Consider the following 17,479-nt stretch of genomic DNA (forward strand, 5'->3'; position numbering starts at 1 on the left):
AGGTATATTGTGGAAAGCTTTATATTCTTTATCTCGATTCTACATTATGAAATTGATTTAGATTAAAATTTCTAATACACCAAAAAACCTTCCTCTAATTATTAGAAGAAGGTTATATTCTATAATTGATGAGTCATGCAGGATTCGAACCAGCGACCCTCTGATTAAAAGTCAGATGCTCTACCAACTGAGCTAATGACTCAAAATATAAAAATGGCTGGGGTACCTGGATTCGAACCAGGGCATGACGGAATCAAAATCCGTTGCCTTACCGCTTGGCTATACCCCAATAGATGGTGGAGGGGGGCAGATTCGAACTGCCGAACCCGAAGGAGCGGATTTACAGTCCGCCGCGTTTAGCCTCTTCGCTACCCCTCCAAAGTGGTGGAGGATGACGGGATCGAACCGCCGACCCTCTGCTTGTAAGGCAGATGCTCTCCCAGCTGAGCTAATCCTCCAATATGTATTATTAAACTAGAAGTGGTGACCCCTACGGGATTCGAACCCATGTTACCTCCGTGAAAGGGAGGTGTCTTAACCGCTTGACCAAGGGGCCATTAATTGTACTTTTAACAGGACATTTAATATTATATCACATAGATATAGGTTTTACAACAATATAATAAAAATAATTTTCTTGTATTTTGAAATATTAGTTTGTTTGCTAAAAAATAATTAAAGCTTCCAACCGGGCTCGAACCGGTGACCTCTTCCTTACCATGGAAGCACTCTACCTGCTGAGCTATGGAAGCACAGACAAAAAAATGGCTCCGAAGGCAGGACTCGAACCTGCGACCCTCTGATTAACAGTCAGATGCTGCTACCAACTGAGCTACTTCGGAACAATATTTATATAAGGCTAAACCTAACATAATTTATTATAACAGGATATTAACAACTTGCAAGTATTTTTTTATATTAATGAGTTTTATTTTTTATCTTCAGCAAGCTCAACAGTAATACTGGGTCTATTAAATTGGATTTATTTCTACTTCTTTATTAGATTTTATCCATGTGCTATTGTTAAACTTCTTCATTATACTAGTATATTAAAAAAGGTACTACCAATTAAAATTAGTAGTACCTTAATACGCCTAGCAACGTCCTACTCTCGCAGGGGGACAGCCCCCAACTACCATTGGCGCTCAAGAGCTTAACTTCTGTGTTCGGCATGGGAACAGGTGTGACCTCTTGGCTATCATTACTAGACTCTATGATTTGAAGGACAAGAATGTTCTGTCGCTTTTTCTAGAAAGGCGACTTTTTTTCTTGTTCTTTCAAAACTGGATAAACGTCATTGAATTTTTCTCTCTTTTGGTTAAGTCCTCGATCGATTAGTATTCGTCAGCTCCATGTGTCGCCACACTTCCACCTCGAACCTATCTACCTTGTCGTCTTCAAGGGATCTTACTTACTTGCGTAATGGGAAATCTCATCTTGAGGGGGGCTTCATGCTTAGATGCTTTCAGCACTTATCCCTTCCACACATAGCTACCCAGCTATGCCTTTGGCAAGACAACTGGTACACCAGCGGTGTGTCCATCCCGGTCCTCTCGTACTAAGGACAGCTCCTCTCAAATTTCCTACGCCCACGACGGATAGGGACCGAACTGTCTCACGACGTTCTGAACCCAGCTCGCGTACCGCTTTAATGGGCGAACAGCCCAACCCTTGGGACCGACTACAGCCCCAGGATGCGATGAGCCGACATCGAGGTGCCAAACCTCCCCGTCGATGTGGACTCTTGGGGGAGATAAGCCTGTTATCCCCGGGGTAGCTTTTATCCGTTGAGCGATGGCCCTTCCATGCGGTACCACCGGATCACTAAGCCCGTCTTTCGACCCTGCTCGACTTGTCGGTCTCGCAGTCAAGCTCCCTTGTGCCTTTACACTCTGCGAATGATTTCCAACCATTCTGAGGGAACCTTTGGGCGCCTCCGTTACTCTTTAGGAGGCGACCGCCCCAGTCAAACTGTCCGCCTGACACTGTCTCCTACCCCGCTTAGGGGTANTGCATGTATTAGGCACGCCGCCAGCGTTCGTCCTGAGCCAGGATCAAACTCTCCATAAAAGTAAAGTTTGAAAGCTCATTTGCTTTGCTAGCGTATCATCCGAAGATGATATCTATTTTATCTTTGTCACTAACGGAGGCTAGTGAACAAATTTATTGATTAACGTCTTGCTTGTTCAGTTTTCAAGGTTCATATTGGAGCGGGTGAGGAGAATCGAACTCCCGACAACAGCTTGGAAGGCTGTGGTTTTACCACTAAACTACACCCGCATAAAATATTAAATTAAATATGGTGCGCCCAGTAGAAGTCGAATCCACAACCTTCTGATCCGTAGTCAGACGCTCTATCCAGTTGAGCTATGGGCGCATATTTTTTCTTGGTGCGATCGAGAGGACTTGAACCTCCACCGAGTTACCCCCGACTAGGCCCTCAACCTAGCGCGTCTGCCATTCCGCCACGACCGCATTATCACTCAACTTAACAAATCAAAAAGTATTTTAATATATTTTTTCTGCCATGTCAAGAAATAAAATGGTGAGTCATGCAGGATTCGAACCTGCGACCCTCTGATTAAAAGTCAGATGCTCTACCAACTGAGCTAATGACTCGTAGCTAAATAACAAAAGAAAAACTGGGGTACCTGGATTCGAACCAGGGCATGACGGAATCAAAATCCGTTGCCTTACCGCTTGGCTATACCCCAATGAAAATGGCGGTTCGAACGGGACTCGAACCCGCGACCTCCTGCGTGACAGGCAGGCATTCTAACCAGCTGAACTATCGAACCATTATAGTGATGACCCCTACGGGATTCGAACCCATGTTACCTCCGTGAAAGGGAGGTGTCTTAACCGCTTGACCAAGGGGCCTTGGCTCCGAAGGCAGGACTCGAACCTGCGACCCTCTGATTAACAGTCAGATGCTGCTACCAACTGAGCTACTTCGGAATAAAATTCATTGTTTGTTGCTCCAACAAATTATCATCTTGTCGACTTTTACAATTATAGATAGTTATTTCTTAAACGTCAAGTACTTTTCTAAAAAAATTTCAATTTTTTAGCTTCAGTCTACCTAAACACTTACTACAACAATATTTAGCGGTGTTCATTCGAATCTTTCTATGGTAGTGCATACCACATTTTAAGCACACATACGTATATTGTTTACTATTTTTTCTTTTATTCTCTTGATTTAAATTAGAACAAAAACGAGGGGCATTTGTCTTTTTCAAAAGAATTCTAAAATCTGCATCTCTATGTTGATATCCCTTTCCTTCTATATGAAGGTGATAATGACATAACTCGTGGCGAATGATTCCTTCTACCTCTTTAAAACCATATTTTTCATAAGCTCTAGGGTTGATTTCAATATTATGAGATTGTAAAAGATATCTTCCACCTGTAGTACGTAATCTCTTATTAAAATAGGCTTTATGCAAGAAAGGCTTATCAAACACTCGTTCAGATATATTGCACACTAATTGATATAAATCGTAATCCGTCATAGTATACCTCCTAGTCCAAAATCAATACTTCCCATTAATGAAGTCAAACATATAAAGTGAAATCAATTTTCTTCATCTTCACTGAATGTTAGCTGAAATAATCGGACTTTTACAAGTTGCTATTCCTCACTTATTTCTTCACTTTTATGTCTTACTGCTTGTCCATGTGGGCTAAAGTGAAACTTCACTCAGTAGAGGCTTTTTTCATCCCTTACTGAGTGTTAGTTAAACCAACTAGGCTTCTACAGACCGTTGTTATATGCTATCTTAATCTTCATTTTGAGGTTTTACTGCCTGTCCATGTAGATTAAATACGATCATATCTTTTTAGACACACTCTCTAAAAAGATTTTATTGTTCACTAATCTCCTGTTGTTCAGGAATCAACATAGTTAATGAAATTCTTCCTTTTTCAGCTTCTACTTTCTCTACCCAGACAGTTACGATATCGCCTAGCGAAACTACATCCAGTGGGTGCTTTACATACCCTTTTTTTAGTTTTGAAATGTGTACAAGACCATCCTGTTTTACTCCAATATCGACAAATGCACCAAAATCAACAACATTTCTGACTGTACCTTGAAGCTCCATTCCAGGCTGTAAATCTTCCATTTTTAGAACATCTTTTTTTAGAAGTGGTTGTGGAAAAGCATCCCGAGGATCTCGCGAAGGTTTCATAAGTGAATCAATGACATCTTTTAATGTTACCTCTCCAATTCCCCACTCTTTACTTAATCGCACAATATCCAATTGACCGATTGCTTTTTCTGCTTCGGCCGTACCAATTTGCTTTTTGTCAATATGCGCCACTTCAAGAATTTGATTGGCTAAATCATAACTCTCTGGGTGAATTGCTGTAGCATCTAGCGGATTTTTTGCATAAGGAACACGTAAAAATCCTATAGCTTGTTCATATGTTTTAGCTCCAAGTCTTGGGATTTTCTTCAGTTGTGTACGAGCAGTAAATTTACCATTGTCGCTACGGACTTTTACAATATTCTCTGCTACTGTTTTGGACAATCCAGATACATATTGAAGTAGCGATGGAGAAGCCGTATTCACATCCACGCCAACCTGATTAACTGCTGTTTCTACAATAAAAGTCAATGATTCCTCTAATTTCTTTTGAGAAACATCATGTTGATATTGTCCAACTCCTACCGCCTTGGGATCAATTTTTACCAGCTCAGCTAAAGGATCTTGCAAGCGTCTAGCAATGGATACAGCACTACGTTGTTCTACATGTAAATCTGGAAACTCTTCACGTGCAACTTCAGATGCTGAGTATACACTTGCCCCTGCCTCGTTAACGATTACATAAGCAGCATGACTATCTGATTCTTTTAAACATGCCGCTACAAATTGCTCAGTTTCCCGTGAAGCCGTACCATTTCCAATCGCTATTATTGAAATGGGGTAACGATTCAATATATCATTGAAAGTCTTTTTAGATTTGTCCACATCACCTTTTGCTGTATGTGGGTAGATAACGGAGATTTCTAGCATTTTCCCCGTGTCATCTACAACAGCAAGTTTACAACCTGTTCGATAGGCCGGGTCCACTCCTAGTACATATTGTCCATTCATAGGTGGTTGTAACAAAAGGTTTCGCAAGTTTTCGGAGAAAATATGAATAGCCTGTGCTTCTGCCTTTTCAGTTAAGTCGTTCCGTATTTCCCTTTCTATCGACGGCTGGATTAATCGTTTATATGCATCTTCAATGGCGATTTCTACTTGTGGTACAGCAGGTGAAGAGGATCTCGGTATCCACTCATTTCGCATCACTTGATGTATACGTTCTACTGGTACTTGAATACTTACTTTCAACACATCTTCTTTTTCACCACGGTTGATGGCTAAAATACGATGTGGCACAATCTTATTCACAGGTTCTTCGTATTCATAGTACATTTCAAATACCGCTTTTTCATCCAGCTCGGCATTTTTAACAGCAACATGAAGCTTTCCTTGCTGCCATGATATTTTTCGGATTTTCTCACGGATTGCGGCATCATCTGCAAAGCGTTCTGCTAGAATATCACTAGCACCTTGTAAAGCTTCTTCCGCATTCTCTACTTTTTCTCCTATAAAAGGTTCTGCTAATTCTAGTAAAGATGCTTTTCCAAAGGTCATTATCTGATTAGCTAATGGTTCCAATCCCTTATCTTTGGCAATGGTTGCCTTCGTTCGGCGTTTCTGTTTGTACGGACGATATAAATCCTCAACCCGTTTTAAAATAGTGGTAGCTTTAATTTCTTTTGCCAGTTCTTCAGTTAGTTTCCCTTGTTCATCGATTAATCGAAGAACTTCTTGCTTACGTTGTTCTAATTGTTGAATATAGTGATATCGATCTTCAATCGCTTTTATTTGCACTTCGTCTAATGAACCTGTGGCTTCTTTTCGATAACGTGCTATAAAAGGTACTGTATTAGAAGCATCAAGCAATTGAATAACTTGTTCTACTTGATGTGTACGTATACCGATTTCTGAGGCAATTAGTTGATATATGTTTTGAGCGTCCATAAAATTCACTACCTTTCCTTAGTCTTTCCCATTTTACCATAGTAAGAATTGACACTTCTTCTAAAAAGAAATGCGATCATTTGAAAATTACAGATTCAGAGTTTCTCATAAAAACAGGACTGCCGAAAAAATAAAAAGAGCACAATTCGGCATTGAATTGCACTCTTTCAATGATTCATTTTTTTCCAAGAAACCCATTTCCACAACATAATTTTTGTGATTGGCATCATAGCGTTGTCACAATTTTTTTGCACAGCATTTTCAAGGAGACACCCACTTCTACTACAAATCCATCCTATCGACAAAAAATGACATAAAGCATCACAGAGCCTTTCTTTTAAAAGGACTTCTTGAGCAAACTCCCTTTACTCATTAGGAATATAGGACTTTCAAAAACGTCTTTGACTAGGTTTTACAGTTTTTATATGTTTATATTATTTTATTCATTTAGGCGTGTTGATTATCCAATATAGTCCATAAAAATATAAGGTTTTTCAAAAATTACACTCAGCAGGTACTCCTAATTTTTGTGAAATCAACACGCGTGTTATTCATTATCTAATTGTAGCCATTTTTTTATCGTAATAATTGTTCCCTTTTGTGGTTTTGTTTTGATTTCAAATTCATCCATCAAACGTCTTACACCTGGCAAACCAGCACCAAATCCTTGTGACGTTGAAAAACCCGCTTGCATAACTTGTTCGACATCTTCTATCCCTGGTCCGGAATCTGATGCAATTATGCAAATCCCTATACAAGCTTCCTCGGCAATTCTACGCACTTCAATCTTTCCTTGTTCAGCATATAAATAAATATTGCGGGCTAATTCACTGATGGCGGTTGTAATTCGTGCTTGATCCACTAAACCAAAACCTATTAATTTAGCTTCCCTACGACCAAGCTGACGTGCGGCAACAATATCCCATTCTGTCAATATATCTACAGAAGACTCTTCCATTCCCAATTCGCCCCCAAATCAGTTATAACTTATTCTTTTAATGCACATAAACTCCCTCAATCGTTTAACACAATACTTATCAATGACGCTCCACTCCAGTGTGATTGCATCCGTTTTTTTTCGAACTTGCTCGAAAAATCTCTGCAAAATCCATGACATCTAACGATGGAGGCTTTATCTTGATTCAACGGATGTTTGTACACTCGCTCAATAGGAATTTAAAATTGCATTCATCTCTCCCCCTATTAAGGTGGACATCTTCTGTACCTGTCACTATGCTGTCGATACAAAAAGATTTGCTCCTACTGCTATGCTGTCGCTGCATAAAGAATCCACTCCTGTCTCTACGCTTTCATCGCATAAAAAAGATTTGCTGAGTCAAGATAAAATCCATCGTAAAAAGACAAAAAACGCTTCCAAAGCTAATACTTAACTTCATATAGCCTTTTTTCAATATCATCTGTTTTACTACCTACTTTTTCTAATTGTATAATATATTAACTAAATTTACACTGTAATTTTGTAATATTTTTCGAAAAAATAATGGATAAATATTCCTAAAATGAAGAATTAGAACAAAAACACCAGAACGAATACTTCTGGTGTTTCAATATGTATGCTATTAAAATTTTAAAAGTCCTAAACTAATTTCCAAAGCTTCTTCTACTTTTTCCATTAACGGTCCATCTAACTGTGTAATTTTATCAGTCAATCTGGATTTATCGATTGTTCGCAATTGTTCCAATAAAATGACTGAGTCTCTTTCAAATCCATACTTTTTTGCATCAATTTCTACATGTGTAGGAAGTTTTGCCTTTTGGATTTGAGCGGTTATTGCTGCAATAATTACTGTTGGGCTAAAACGATTTCCAATATCATTTTGAATAACCAGTACGGGTCTCGTACCACCTTGCTCAGACCCGACCACTGGCGATAAATCTGCAAAAAAAACGTCTCCACGTTTTACGTTCAAGTTTTCATCCTCCGCTTACGAGTCGCTCCACCATATGTTCCGCTTCATACTCAACATGTAAGCATTCACTACATATAGATAGGTTAATCTGTGACATTTCGACATATCCTTTAACCATTGCTTCTCGCATGTGATTTTTTTGTTTTGTATGAATAGATCGTTTTGTTGGAATATAAACTAAATCATTTATATTACTTGTTATCTGTCTATAAGCTTGTTCAATGTTTTCAGATACCGATCTCTCAGGTAACTGAATCAAGATCTCTTCCACTCTTCTTTGACTCAAAGCCAACACCTCCACAAACCAATCACCTTAAATACCTCTAACTTACTTTCTATCCTAACATTAAAATTAATTGTTGAAAAGACAGAATAAGTAAGCATTTGACATATACGTTGATTTTTTTCTGAATTTGTCGACTTATAGTGAAACCTATTATTTTTATGGTAACGATGTCATATTGAAAACTTAAATCCTGTACCATAGTTATTTATAAATTGAAACTTCACACAGTGGCGTTTTCCTTCATCCTCACTATGTGCCAGTGAAACCCCATTGTTTTTTCTAGGCAGTTAATCCTCTTTTTACTTGAAGCGAGGGCTTACTACTCCTTTGTTAATGTAGGGTAAACTCTTGGTATTCTTGAAGAAAGCATACATGGTATTTCGTAGACAATTGTGTGAAGCCGATCTGCCCATTCTTGAGCACGGATTTCATCTTGTTGTTGCTTCCCGATCAAAATAACCTTCTCACCAATTGCCATTTCTCTAGGTAATCTAATCATCAATTGATCCATACAGATCCTGCCGACAATAGGTGCCCTTTTACCATCTATCAACACTTCTTGGCCAGATAGACCTCGAATAACGCCATCGGCATATCCAACAGGTATTGTTCCAATCCATTCATCTTGTTCTGCTACATATGTACCTCCATAGCTGACTCTATCTCCTTTTTCAATTTTTTTAACATGTACTAACTCACTTTCCAATGTCAATGCCGGTTCTAATGGAAATGGTAAATGTTTTTCGACAAATGTTGACGGTGAAAGACCATACATAGAAATCCCAAACCGAATAGCATCAAATTGGACGTCTTCTTTAACCAATGAAGCTGCAGTATTCGCGGCATGTACTAAATGAGGCTTTTCAGGTAAACTTGCTACCAATTCTTTGAATATTGCTAATTGATGATCATATTGCTTTGTGTTTTCCTCATCTGCAGTGGCGAAGTGAGTAAAGATACCGTCTACTTCTATATTATTAGCCATTATAGCGGCATCATATACAGCCTTTAACTCTTTTTCTGTACGTACACCAATACGCCCCATCCCACTATCAACTTTTATATGCACTTTCAGTGGTGACCTGAACTCTTTTGAATGTAAGGCTACTTCATGAATCCAATCTGCTGAAAATACAGTAAGAATGATATGAGCATTTGCTGCATATGGAGCAAAGTTTACAGGAACTGCTCCAAGTATTAATATCGGTATTTCTTTAATAAAGTCTCTTAAATGTAATGCTTCCTCTGGTGTTGCAACTGCTAACATAGTAGCTCCGGCTGCCAAAGCCGCCTGTGCAACTTGTACATCACCATGACCGTAAGCATTTGCCTTTACAACTGCCATAATGTCAACACTTGAGTGCAAATGCTTACGTAAATTTTTTATATTATTTTGTATTGCTGATAAATTAATGATTGCTTTGGTGGGACGAAATTGTAGATGTTCACTCATTTTTCTAACCTTCTTGTACGTTTTTTTCTATTATCGTCCCTGAAATAACTTTGGTCAATTATAATATTATTTTACTTCACCGTTAACCATTGATGATGCCACCTCTATTAGTTCTTCTTTACTTAAATCATTGGAAGCGATAAAGAAGGATACACCGTCAGCTTCCCAGCTAAGTGAATTATCAGTGATTGCGCCAATTGTAAAGCCTAGATCTGCTGGATCGCCCGGTGAGAACACAGGAATATAAAGTTGATTTGCTGTTGTAGCCTTTTCTTGGATGATCGTAAAGCTCTTGTCTCCTTCAAATGATAAGAATTTACGTGTGCCTGTATCCATTTGTAGTGATTCTTCATCTGTTAATTTAACATTATCCCATTTTAGTGCAGGATAATATGTTTCAAAATCACCAGAATCTGCTGTTGCCTCTGAGTTTTGAGAGTCTTCAGCTGCTGTTTCATCTGCATCTGCTGAGGCGGCTACTGTTTCTTCGTTTATACCTGCATTACTTTCCTCAGTCGAAGTTGCACTTTCTTCAGAAGAAGTCGCACTATTTTCCTCTGTTGAAGTTGCATTGCTTTCTTCAGATGATGTTGCATTGCTTTCCTCGGTTGAGGTTGCATTATTTTCTTCAGATGGAGTTGTTCCACTTGTAGGCTGCGATGATTCATCTGTAGAAGTATCTTCTGTTGCTTTTTCATCAGAAGAAGTTTCACCTGTCGTGTTGTCATCTAAAGTATCGCCAGCTGCATTTTCTCCATTGCTCGCTTCTTTATCTGCTTCATCCGTTGTTGATACATCTGTTTTGGCATCTTCACTATCAGCTTTTTTGCCATCTGCTTTTGTAAAGTCCTCAATAGCATAATCAGAGGCCTTTTTAGAAACACCAAGTGTAATTTTTTTAAATGTGATGCGGATTTGTTCTTCATTTGCTTCGTTTAATACAACAACTTTTGTGGGTAATAATGTCTTTTTATCAATATAAACTTGTTGCGTTGGAAGTATTTTTGAATGGTTGTTACGTGTTTTGGCTTTAAAAATATAAGCATTTTTCGTTTCTTTCATTTCTGCTGTTTTATCAGCAGTTAAATCTTCAGCCAAAGCATTGATTAAATACCCCTGACTGTTTTGCTTTGGCCAGTCACTTTGAAACTTGTACGTTTTTTTCAATGATGGAGTAACTACAAATACCCCTTCCTCATTTCGAATAATCATTTGCAAAGTGTCCTGACCTTTTTCTGATACTGCAACACGATAAAATTCAGGCTTTGTATGCCATACATCTACATCGTATTTTTTAGATTCCCCAGTTGTTTTAATCTCCATAGTTGCTTTTACTTCATAACCTTTGGCGGCTGTCCATTTCTTGCTTGTCTTTTTCACAATATCCTCTTTTGAATTCGATCCACAAGCTACTAACAATAACACTGCCATAAGACAAAGTAGTCCTATCGTGAGAAATTTTCGCAACTCCCCATCCTTTCTACATTTTCCATTAAGGTATTCTATGAACGAGCTTTAACATTTATGCGAGTAGAACAACTTGAGCAGCCGCATATTCTTTTGAATGTGTAATGCTTACAAAACCTTGAACAAGTTCATTTTTATAGTACAAAATCGGTTGTCCTTTTTCATTTGGTAAAATTTCGATATCCTGTAATGCACACTCCTTCCCTATTCCTGTCCCATTTGCCTTAGAAAATGCTTCTTTAGCTGAAAATCTCCCTGCTAGAAATTCTAGTTGGCGTCTTGCTTTTAATTGTTCGAAAATTTCTTGTTCTTTTTTTGATAAAATTTTTTCTTTAAATCGTGGGCTTAGGTCATTTGCTTTCTTTATTCTATTTATTTCTACAATGTCTAGTCCAATTCCTTTTATCATATTTGCTTCTCCTTTCATTTAGCTAATAAAACAATGTATAATAATCTTATTAAAATTGAGGTGAATACATGTTTAATCGATCAGAAAATCTTTCGCAATACATAAAACTGTATCCTGTGATTTCAATTGTGATTGCTATTAACATCGTTGTTTATCTGCTTGGGCTGATTGCTCCGCTTGGTACTAATATTCTGAATATGGGTGCATCTGTCAACTATTTGATTGCTGATGGTGAGTATTGGAGATTAATCACATCTTTGTTCATTCATGGGGGTTTCTTCCATATACTCTTCAATATGTTCTCGTTATATGTATTCGGTCCTGAATTAGAACGTATTGCAGGTAAACTACGATTCTTCACTATTTATTTTGTTTCCGGTTTTATGGGAAATGTTATTTCATTTTTAATACAACCACCAGACTATGCAAGTATTGGGGCTAGTGGTGCTATTTTTGGTATTTTTGGAGCATTTGCTGCATTAGTTTACTATACACGTAAAACAATGCCTCAGCTTAAACAAATCATCATGCCAATTATCATCATTTCTCTTATTATGACATTCTTACAATCCGGTGTGAATGGTACAGCACATGTCGTGGGACTTATTACCGGACTCATTATTGGTCTTTTCGATTTCCATCCAAAACGTGCTTTGAGATGGATGAAAAAACGCTAAAATATAAAGTGAAATTCCATCAGTGGGGGTTTTCTTCATCCCCCCACTGAACTAGAGGAACGGAAGTGAAAAGCTCCACGTCCTGTGTGTGGCAACACCTGAGGACCAACATCTTGCCTGCCCGAACCAATCGGACTTTAACGGGCAGTTGATCCCCCATCTATCTTTCTCGTTTCTCTTTATATCTTGAGATAAGGGTCTTACTGCTCGTTAAAGCGGGATACAAACGACCACTTACTTATTATTAGATAGTAAAAATTAGTATGCTAAGATCTCTCCTAGCATACTAATTTTACTTTTGAGCAACTTTTTCTATTCTTTTGCATCTATAGAGCCGTGAGACTTCGGTCGATACCATTCAAAGACTTTTTCTAGCGTCACTTGATCAAAGTGCTTAATTGTAGCCATACTACCAGATAAGCCTGACATAATATGAACGGTTATTGTTGCTAAATCTCTGCGTTTTGCAAAATAGCTTTGAGAAAGCGATATAGCCTGCAGCCGTTTCTTTGATGTCACAAAAGTTATTTTACTAACCCCTCTATAAACAATCGTAAGCTGTTGGTTGCTAATCGCATAGCCAGCACTACGATGTTGCCAAATCCCCAGTAAGAGAGCTAAAGGGAGAAGAAGGATGGACCATAAGCCATAGGGAAAAGTGATATAGCTCACTACTGCGACAATAGGGGTCAACCAATATAAATGCCTGAACATATAACGAAGCAATGCTCTTTTAGGGGCATGGTGCAACGGCAAATGCCATTGTTCTTCCGGAAATAGTTTTTCTAGTATGACGACTCCTTGCCGTTTCTTCACAAGAGGAAGCATAACAATTTTTTGTTCGCCTTTTTCCCCTGAACTTCCCGCACTTTCAATGACAACCGTTGCATAGCCAAAAAGTTGTCTAAGAGGATTTTCTACAATACGGATCCCTTGAATGCGTTTCATCGGAATTGTTATCCTTTTTTTCTCTAATAATCCTTTTGAGATAAACAACTTATCTTCTTCTTTTTCTACAGTAAACCCATAATGATTCACAAAAGTAATAACTACTGAAACCACCCATGAAACAAGTAAGAAAATAAGCACAGCAATGACGATCATAAATACGCCAAATCTGATGAAAGATTGAAGCTCTCCGTATATTCGCTCATATGGTATCCAATCATCAAATTGAGATGTGATGGCTGCTAATCCTGAAAATACAACACCAATACCACTTGATGTTGTAGCCAATATCAATAAATCCTTTGTCGACATGTGATGAATAATCGAGTGATTTGTTTCTAATTCTGTAGGTTCTGAAACAATTGCCTTTTGATCGATACCTTGCTCTTGCGTTGATTGCTGACTCATTCGTAGTTTTGTTTTTTTCATCTCTTGTTCAATTGCTTCTGCTTGAGCACGAGTAATAGCGATTAAATCGGCTTCCGATTTACCACCACTATCCGCAGCGGTTTCAATGCTAACCTTTACTAATTTGAATAGGCGATGATAAATTCCTTCCTTATAATTTAAGCTCTGAATTCTTTCAAAAGGAATATATCGTTTCTTCTTTACAAATAAACCATATTCAATTCTTAATTCCTCATCTTCAAACCAATAGACAAATCGTTTCCATTTAATAATAGCGGTCATCAATATAAAAAATATAACGAAAAATATGATTGCAAACGTAATAAGTGTATTTATAAAATATTGGCTATCTGGATAAAGTGAATAGTGAAATCCCCTACCCAATAGGATAACGATCCCTGGTATAATGATGCTTTTTAGGCTAGCAAAGAAACTAATAATCATGGCGATAGGATGTAAATGATTGACTTCTTTAGACATCATCTTCAGCCACCCTTGCTAGTTCTGAAATACGAACTCGTAATTGGTCGGCTTCTTGTTCTGTTATTGCAGGAATAGTATGAATGGTTGCTGCCGTAGATATAGACATACTCGCTAAACAATAATGCTTTAAGATAGGACCTTGTGATGTATCTACATGCTGAACACGTACCATTGGGACTAATGTACGCTTGATGATAAATAATCCTTGCTGTATTTCAATCTCTTGCTCTCGTACTTCGTAACGCCAATGATTCCAACGAATTTTTGGAAATAAATAGATTCCGAAAAAAACGTCAGCAATCAGGACACCTAAGCAAATAGCGTATATCCATTTGGGCCAATCAAAGAAAAAGGTCAAAACGCTTACTGCCGCTGCAAATAACAACAAAATTAAAAACTCAAATACCGCATGAATACGCCAAACTTTCAATCCTTTTTTAGAAATATGATATTTTGGTTGTGATATCATTCCCAATCTCCTTTTATATGTATATTGACATAATTCTAGTCTACTGTATTTAATACCTATTATCTATGTATACGTATGGATTTGTGAATAAGTTTCAGTTTTAAAATGAGGAAAATGATTGCCATGCATAGACTTTGAAAAAGAATTGAACTAGTAAATAACAGGATCAAATTGGGTATCATCCAAACTGTAAAGTCTTTATCCAAATAAAATGAATACATAATCAATACACCTAGCACAATTACGTCCGGATTTTTTCAAGTAATAAAAAATACCTTCAAATTGATCTCTCAATTTGAAGGTAGATACTGCCAAATACTGAGACTTAATCTTCACTGCGGCGAGGTTGACGACGACCACTATCTCGACGTCCTCCATCACGGCGTCCACTATCTCGACGATTGTTGTTGCGGTCTCCACGACGTCCACCGCGTTCATTGTGGCTATTGCTTCTACGCCCTCCACGGTTGTTAACACGTCCATGATGAACATGTCCGCCAGAACGGCGCGATGGTAATGGACGTTCTTCGGTGATTTTAACTGGTGTATCATCTGGTTCTTTTGTTAATGATTTAATAGCTGCAGCCACCAAGTCAACTGCATCATGGTTCGCTAATAATTCTTCAGCCATTCCTCGATAATCGCTTAAATGATTTTTTTCAACCAGTTCTTTTAACTGTCCAACTGCAAGTGTTTGTTGACCGACTAAAGCTTCATCTGCAGTAGGTGGCTTTAATGGCGTCATGCGTTTTTTCGTTGTTTCTTCAACAATACGTAAATAACCCATTTCACGAGGTGTTACAAATGTTACTGCAAGACCTGATTTTCCTGCACGGCCTGTACGTCCAATACGATGCACATAAGACTCTGGATCTTGTGGAATATCAAAGTTGTATACATGTGTGACACCTGAAATATCCAAACCACGTGCGGCAACGTCTGTAGCCACTAAAATGTCAATTTTATTTTCTTTGAATTGACGTAAGACAGAAAGACGTTTTGCTTGGCTTAAATCACCATGGATTCCTTCTGCTAGATAACCACGAATATTCAAAGCATGTGATAATTCATCGACACGACGTTTTGTACGACCAAAGACAATGGCTAGTTCTGGTTGATGAACATTTAAAAGTCGTGAAAGAACATCGAATTTTTCACGTTCTTGAGCTTTTACGAAATACTGATCGATATTTTCAACTGTCATTTCTTTTGATTTGATTTTAACCATTTCAGGATTTTTCATAAAAGTTTCAGCAATTTTGCGAATAGGTGCTGGCATCGTTGCTGAGAACAACAATGTTTGGCGTTCTGCAGGTACATTTTCTAAAATGGCATTGATATCATCGATGAAACCCATATTTAGCATTTCATCTGCTTCATCAAGGACAAGTGTTTCAACATTTTCAAGTTTTAATGTACGGCGTTTAATATGATCCAGAATACGTCCTGGAGTACCTACAATAATCTGTGGCTTATTTTTAAGCGCACGAATTTGACGGCTGATATCTTGACCACCATATACGGAAAGAATACGCACTCGTTTATCATAACCAATTTTATGAAGTTCTTCTGAGCTTTGAATCGCTAATTCGCGAGTAGGGGCAATAATAAGAGCTTGTACTACAGGTTTTTTAGGATCCACTTTTTCAATCAATGGGATACCAAAAGCGGCAGTTTTCCCTGTACCAGTTTGCGCTTGACCGATAATATCGCGGCCTTCTAGTGCATATGGGATTGTACCTTCTTGGATGGGTGTTGCTTCTTCAAACCCCATACGTTTAAGTGATTTTTGGGTTGAAGCACTAATATTTAGTTCTGAAAAATTTGTCAAACTTCTCATTCTCCTTCTTTGCTTATGCATTTGACAAATGGTTACATTTTCAGATGAAAATAGGGCAAATCGAGCCTTATGTTAGGAACGTTTCCGTTACTTATTATATCTCTGCAAAGCGCAGAGGAATTTTATATAAAAAGGGAAAGCCCGGTCTTTGCCGAGCGGTTCAATTCTGAAGTGATATACACATAAATTTAGAATAAACCGTAATGTTCAAAAAAAAGTACTCTCCACCGTTTTGGAGAGTCTACACAAAATGTATCCATTGCTTTCAATATTCTAACATGGGGAATTCGTTCATGCAATTATTAACTATCATTCGAAATGTTCTGACTATTTTATGCAACTATTTAGAAAGTCTAACACTTGTTGAAACCATTTTTCTGCATCTTTGCAATAACAAATTAAATGCTTTCCCTCTGGGGATGTGATCAATAATTTTTTAGTGCTTGCCACTTTATGATATAAGTAGGATGCTGTAGTATATGGTACAAGTTCATCTTTATCACCTTGAACGATACAAATAGGTACTTTTATCTTTTCATAATAAGGAGATACTTTATGTACCAAACGTGTGAACTCTTTGAAAGATGCCACCGGAACGTCTACTAGCTTTCTTTCATAGCGTTTAAAAAATTCATTTTCTTTATACTCTCCTTGTATCGCATCGATCAATAATTCATTTAAATCAATAGCAAATTGTTTTGTTCTAATATATCTTGCTGCCGGACTTAGCAATACTAAAGCTTTCACTTTATAGCGTAAAGCTAGATACATAGCAATAACACCGCCCATTGAAAATCCTACGATAAAAATTTCATCGACTTCTTTCAAAAGTCGTTTATAGGCAATTTCTGCATCCATCAACCAATGTTCTGCTGTAAATAGATCTAAGTTAAGCTTTTCACCATGTCCTGATAATATCGGCACATATATGGTCCAGTCAGTATGTTGTTCAAGATAATCCGAAAATGATTTGATTTCATAAGCTCCTCCAGTAAATCCATGTAAGCACAATACCCCAATTTTCACACATTTCTCTCCTTTCCATTAAATTAAAAATAAATTTTCATAAG

General features: G+C 37.8%; 13 protein-coding genes, 15 tRNA genes, 1 rRNA gene and 1 other annotated feature. Of the genes, 1 reads left to right on the forward strand and 28 read right to left on the reverse strand.

Annotated elements, in window-relative coordinates:
* Positions 1–129: 129 nt before the first annotated feature.
* The 24 genes from FEZ13_RS14665 to acpS form a co-directional block, all read right to left on the reverse strand.
* A tRNA-Lys gene (locus tag FEZ13_RS14665) sits at positions 130–202 on the reverse strand.
* A 12-nt stretch (positions 203–214) separates the two neighbouring features.
* Positions 215–289 (reverse strand) — tRNA-Gln (locus FEZ13_RS14670).
* A 5-nt stretch (positions 290–294) separates the two neighbouring features.
* A tRNA-Tyr gene (locus FEZ13_RS14675) sits at positions 295–378 on the reverse strand.
* A gap of 4 nt (positions 379–382) precedes the next feature.
* A tRNA-Val gene (locus FEZ13_RS14680) sits at positions 383–458 on the reverse strand.
* Between the two features lie 23 nt (positions 459–481).
* Positions 482–556: transfer RNA gene (locus tag FEZ13_RS14685), tRNA-Glu, on the reverse strand.
* Positions 557–679: 123 nt separating this feature from the next.
* Positions 680–752 (reverse strand) — tRNA-Thr (locus tag FEZ13_RS14690).
* Positions 753–765: 13 nt separating this feature from the next.
* Positions 766–842: transfer RNA gene (locus FEZ13_RS14695), tRNA-Asn, on the reverse strand.
* Positions 843–1,092: 250 nt separating this feature from the next.
* Positions 1,093–1,209 (reverse strand): 5S ribosomal RNA (gene rrf, locus FEZ13_RS14700).
* Positions 1,210–1,326: 117 nt separating this feature from the next.
* Positions 1,327–2,133 (reverse strand) — a sequence feature (23S ribosomal RNA rRNA prediction is too short).
* A gap of 73 nt (positions 2,134–2,206) precedes the next feature.
* Positions 2,207–2,280: transfer RNA gene (locus tag FEZ13_RS14705), tRNA-Gly, on the reverse strand.
* 20 nt (positions 2,281–2,300) lie between these two features.
* Positions 2,301–2,377 (reverse strand) — tRNA-Arg (locus FEZ13_RS14710).
* Between the two features lie 11 nt (positions 2,378–2,388).
* Positions 2,389–2,475: transfer RNA gene (locus tag FEZ13_RS14715), tRNA-Leu, on the reverse strand.
* Positions 2,476–2,543: 68 nt separating this feature from the next.
* A tRNA-Lys gene (locus tag FEZ13_RS14720) sits at positions 2,544–2,619 on the reverse strand.
* A 23-nt stretch (positions 2,620–2,642) separates the two neighbouring features.
* Positions 2,643–2,714 (reverse strand) — tRNA-Gln (locus FEZ13_RS14725).
* A gap of 7 nt (positions 2,715–2,721) precedes the next feature.
* Positions 2,722–2,798, reverse strand: a tRNA-Asp gene (locus FEZ13_RS14730).
* A 10-nt stretch (positions 2,799–2,808) separates the two neighbouring features.
* Positions 2,809–2,880 (reverse strand) — tRNA-Glu (locus FEZ13_RS14735).
* A 1-nt stretch (position 2,881) separates the two neighbouring features.
* Positions 2,882–2,958 (reverse strand) — tRNA-Asn (locus FEZ13_RS14740).
* Positions 2,959–3,059: 101 nt separating this feature from the next.
* A complete protein-coding gene (locus FEZ13_RS14745; protein WP_146553306.1) occupies positions 3,060–3,515 on the reverse strand; it encodes a SprT family protein in 456 nt (151 codons plus the stop codon).
* Positions 3,516–3,866: 351 nt separating this feature from the next.
* Entirely contained in the window at positions 3,867–6,038 is a 2,172-nt protein-coding gene (locus tag FEZ13_RS14750; RefSeq protein WP_146553307.1) for a Tex family protein, read from the reverse strand.
* A gap of 547 nt (positions 6,039–6,585) precedes the next feature.
* Positions 6,586–6,996: an anti-sigma regulatory factor gene (locus tag FEZ13_RS14755; protein WP_146553308.1), complete on the reverse strand. Its 411-nt coding sequence runs from the start codon at positions 6,994–6,996 to the stop codon at positions 6,586–6,588.
* A 622-nt stretch (positions 6,997–7,618) separates the two neighbouring features.
* Positions 7,619–7,969: a type II toxin-antitoxin system PemK/MazF family toxin gene (locus FEZ13_RS14760; RefSeq protein ID WP_119415968.1), complete on the reverse strand. Its 351-nt coding sequence runs from the start codon at positions 7,967–7,969 to the stop codon at positions 7,619–7,621.
* A gap of 4 nt (positions 7,970–7,973) precedes the next feature.
* Entirely contained in the window at positions 7,974–8,255 is a 282-nt protein-coding gene (locus FEZ13_RS14765) for a transcriptional regulator (RefSeq protein ID WP_186725939.1), read from the reverse strand.
* A gap of 319 nt (positions 8,256–8,574) precedes the next feature.
* Positions 8,575–9,708 carry an alanine racemase gene (alr, locus tag FEZ13_RS14770; protein ID WP_146553309.1) on the reverse strand — a complete coding sequence of 378 codons (1,134 nt, stop codon included), beginning with the start codon at positions 9,706–9,708 and terminating at the stop codon, positions 8,575–8,577.
* 66 nt (positions 9,709–9,774) lie between these two features.
* Complete coding sequence (locus FEZ13_RS20520; protein WP_146553310.1) at positions 9,775–11,175, reverse strand: hypothetical protein; 1,401 nt, start codon at positions 11,173–11,175, stop codon at positions 9,775–9,777.
* A 55-nt stretch (positions 11,176–11,230) separates the two neighbouring features.
* A complete protein-coding gene (acpS, locus tag FEZ13_RS14780; RefSeq protein WP_146553311.1) occupies positions 11,231–11,584 on the reverse strand; it encodes a holo-ACP synthase in 354 nt (117 codons plus the stop codon).
* 68 nt (positions 11,585–11,652) lie between these two features.
* Between acpS and FEZ13_RS14785 the strand changes: the two genes are divergently transcribed.
* Positions 11,653–12,261, forward strand: coding sequence for a rhomboid family intramembrane serine protease (locus FEZ13_RS14785; RefSeq protein WP_146553312.1), 609 nt, complete (start codon positions 11,653–11,655; stop codon positions 12,259–12,261).
* A 312-nt stretch (positions 12,262–12,573) separates the two neighbouring features.
* Here FEZ13_RS14785 and FEZ13_RS14790 read toward each other — a convergent pair whose 3' ends face one another.
* The 4 genes from FEZ13_RS14790 to FEZ13_RS14805 form a co-directional block, all read right to left on the reverse strand.
* Positions 12,574–14,097 (reverse strand): PH domain-containing protein, encoded by a 1,524-nt coding sequence (locus tag FEZ13_RS14790; protein WP_146553313.1) that lies wholly within the window; start codon positions 14,095–14,097, stop codon positions 12,574–12,576.
* The gene (locus FEZ13_RS14795) at positions 14,090–14,569 is read right to left on the reverse strand and encodes a PH domain-containing protein (RefSeq protein WP_146553314.1); all 480 of its coding nucleotides are present in this window, start codon (positions 14,567–14,569) and stop codon (positions 14,090–14,092) included. The genes FEZ13_RS14790 and FEZ13_RS14795 overlap by 8 nt, the downstream gene beginning before the upstream one ends.
* Positions 14,570–14,894: 325 nt before the next feature.
* Positions 14,895–16,400: a degradosome RNA helicase CshA gene (cshA, locus tag FEZ13_RS14800; RefSeq protein ID WP_146553315.1), complete on the reverse strand. Its 1,506-nt coding sequence runs from the start codon at positions 16,398–16,400 to the stop codon at positions 14,895–14,897.
* 336 nt (positions 16,401–16,736) lie between these two features.
* Positions 16,737–17,435, reverse strand: coding sequence for an alpha/beta hydrolase (locus FEZ13_RS14805; RefSeq protein ID WP_146553316.1), 699 nt, complete (start codon positions 17,433–17,435; stop codon positions 16,737–16,739).
* Positions 17,436–17,479 lie beyond the last annotated feature (44 nt).

Source organism: Rummeliibacillus sp. SL167 (assembly GCF_007896505.1).
Classification (GTDB): Bacteria; Bacillota; Bacilli; order Bacillales_A; family Planococcaceae; genus Rummeliibacillus; species Rummeliibacillus suwonensis.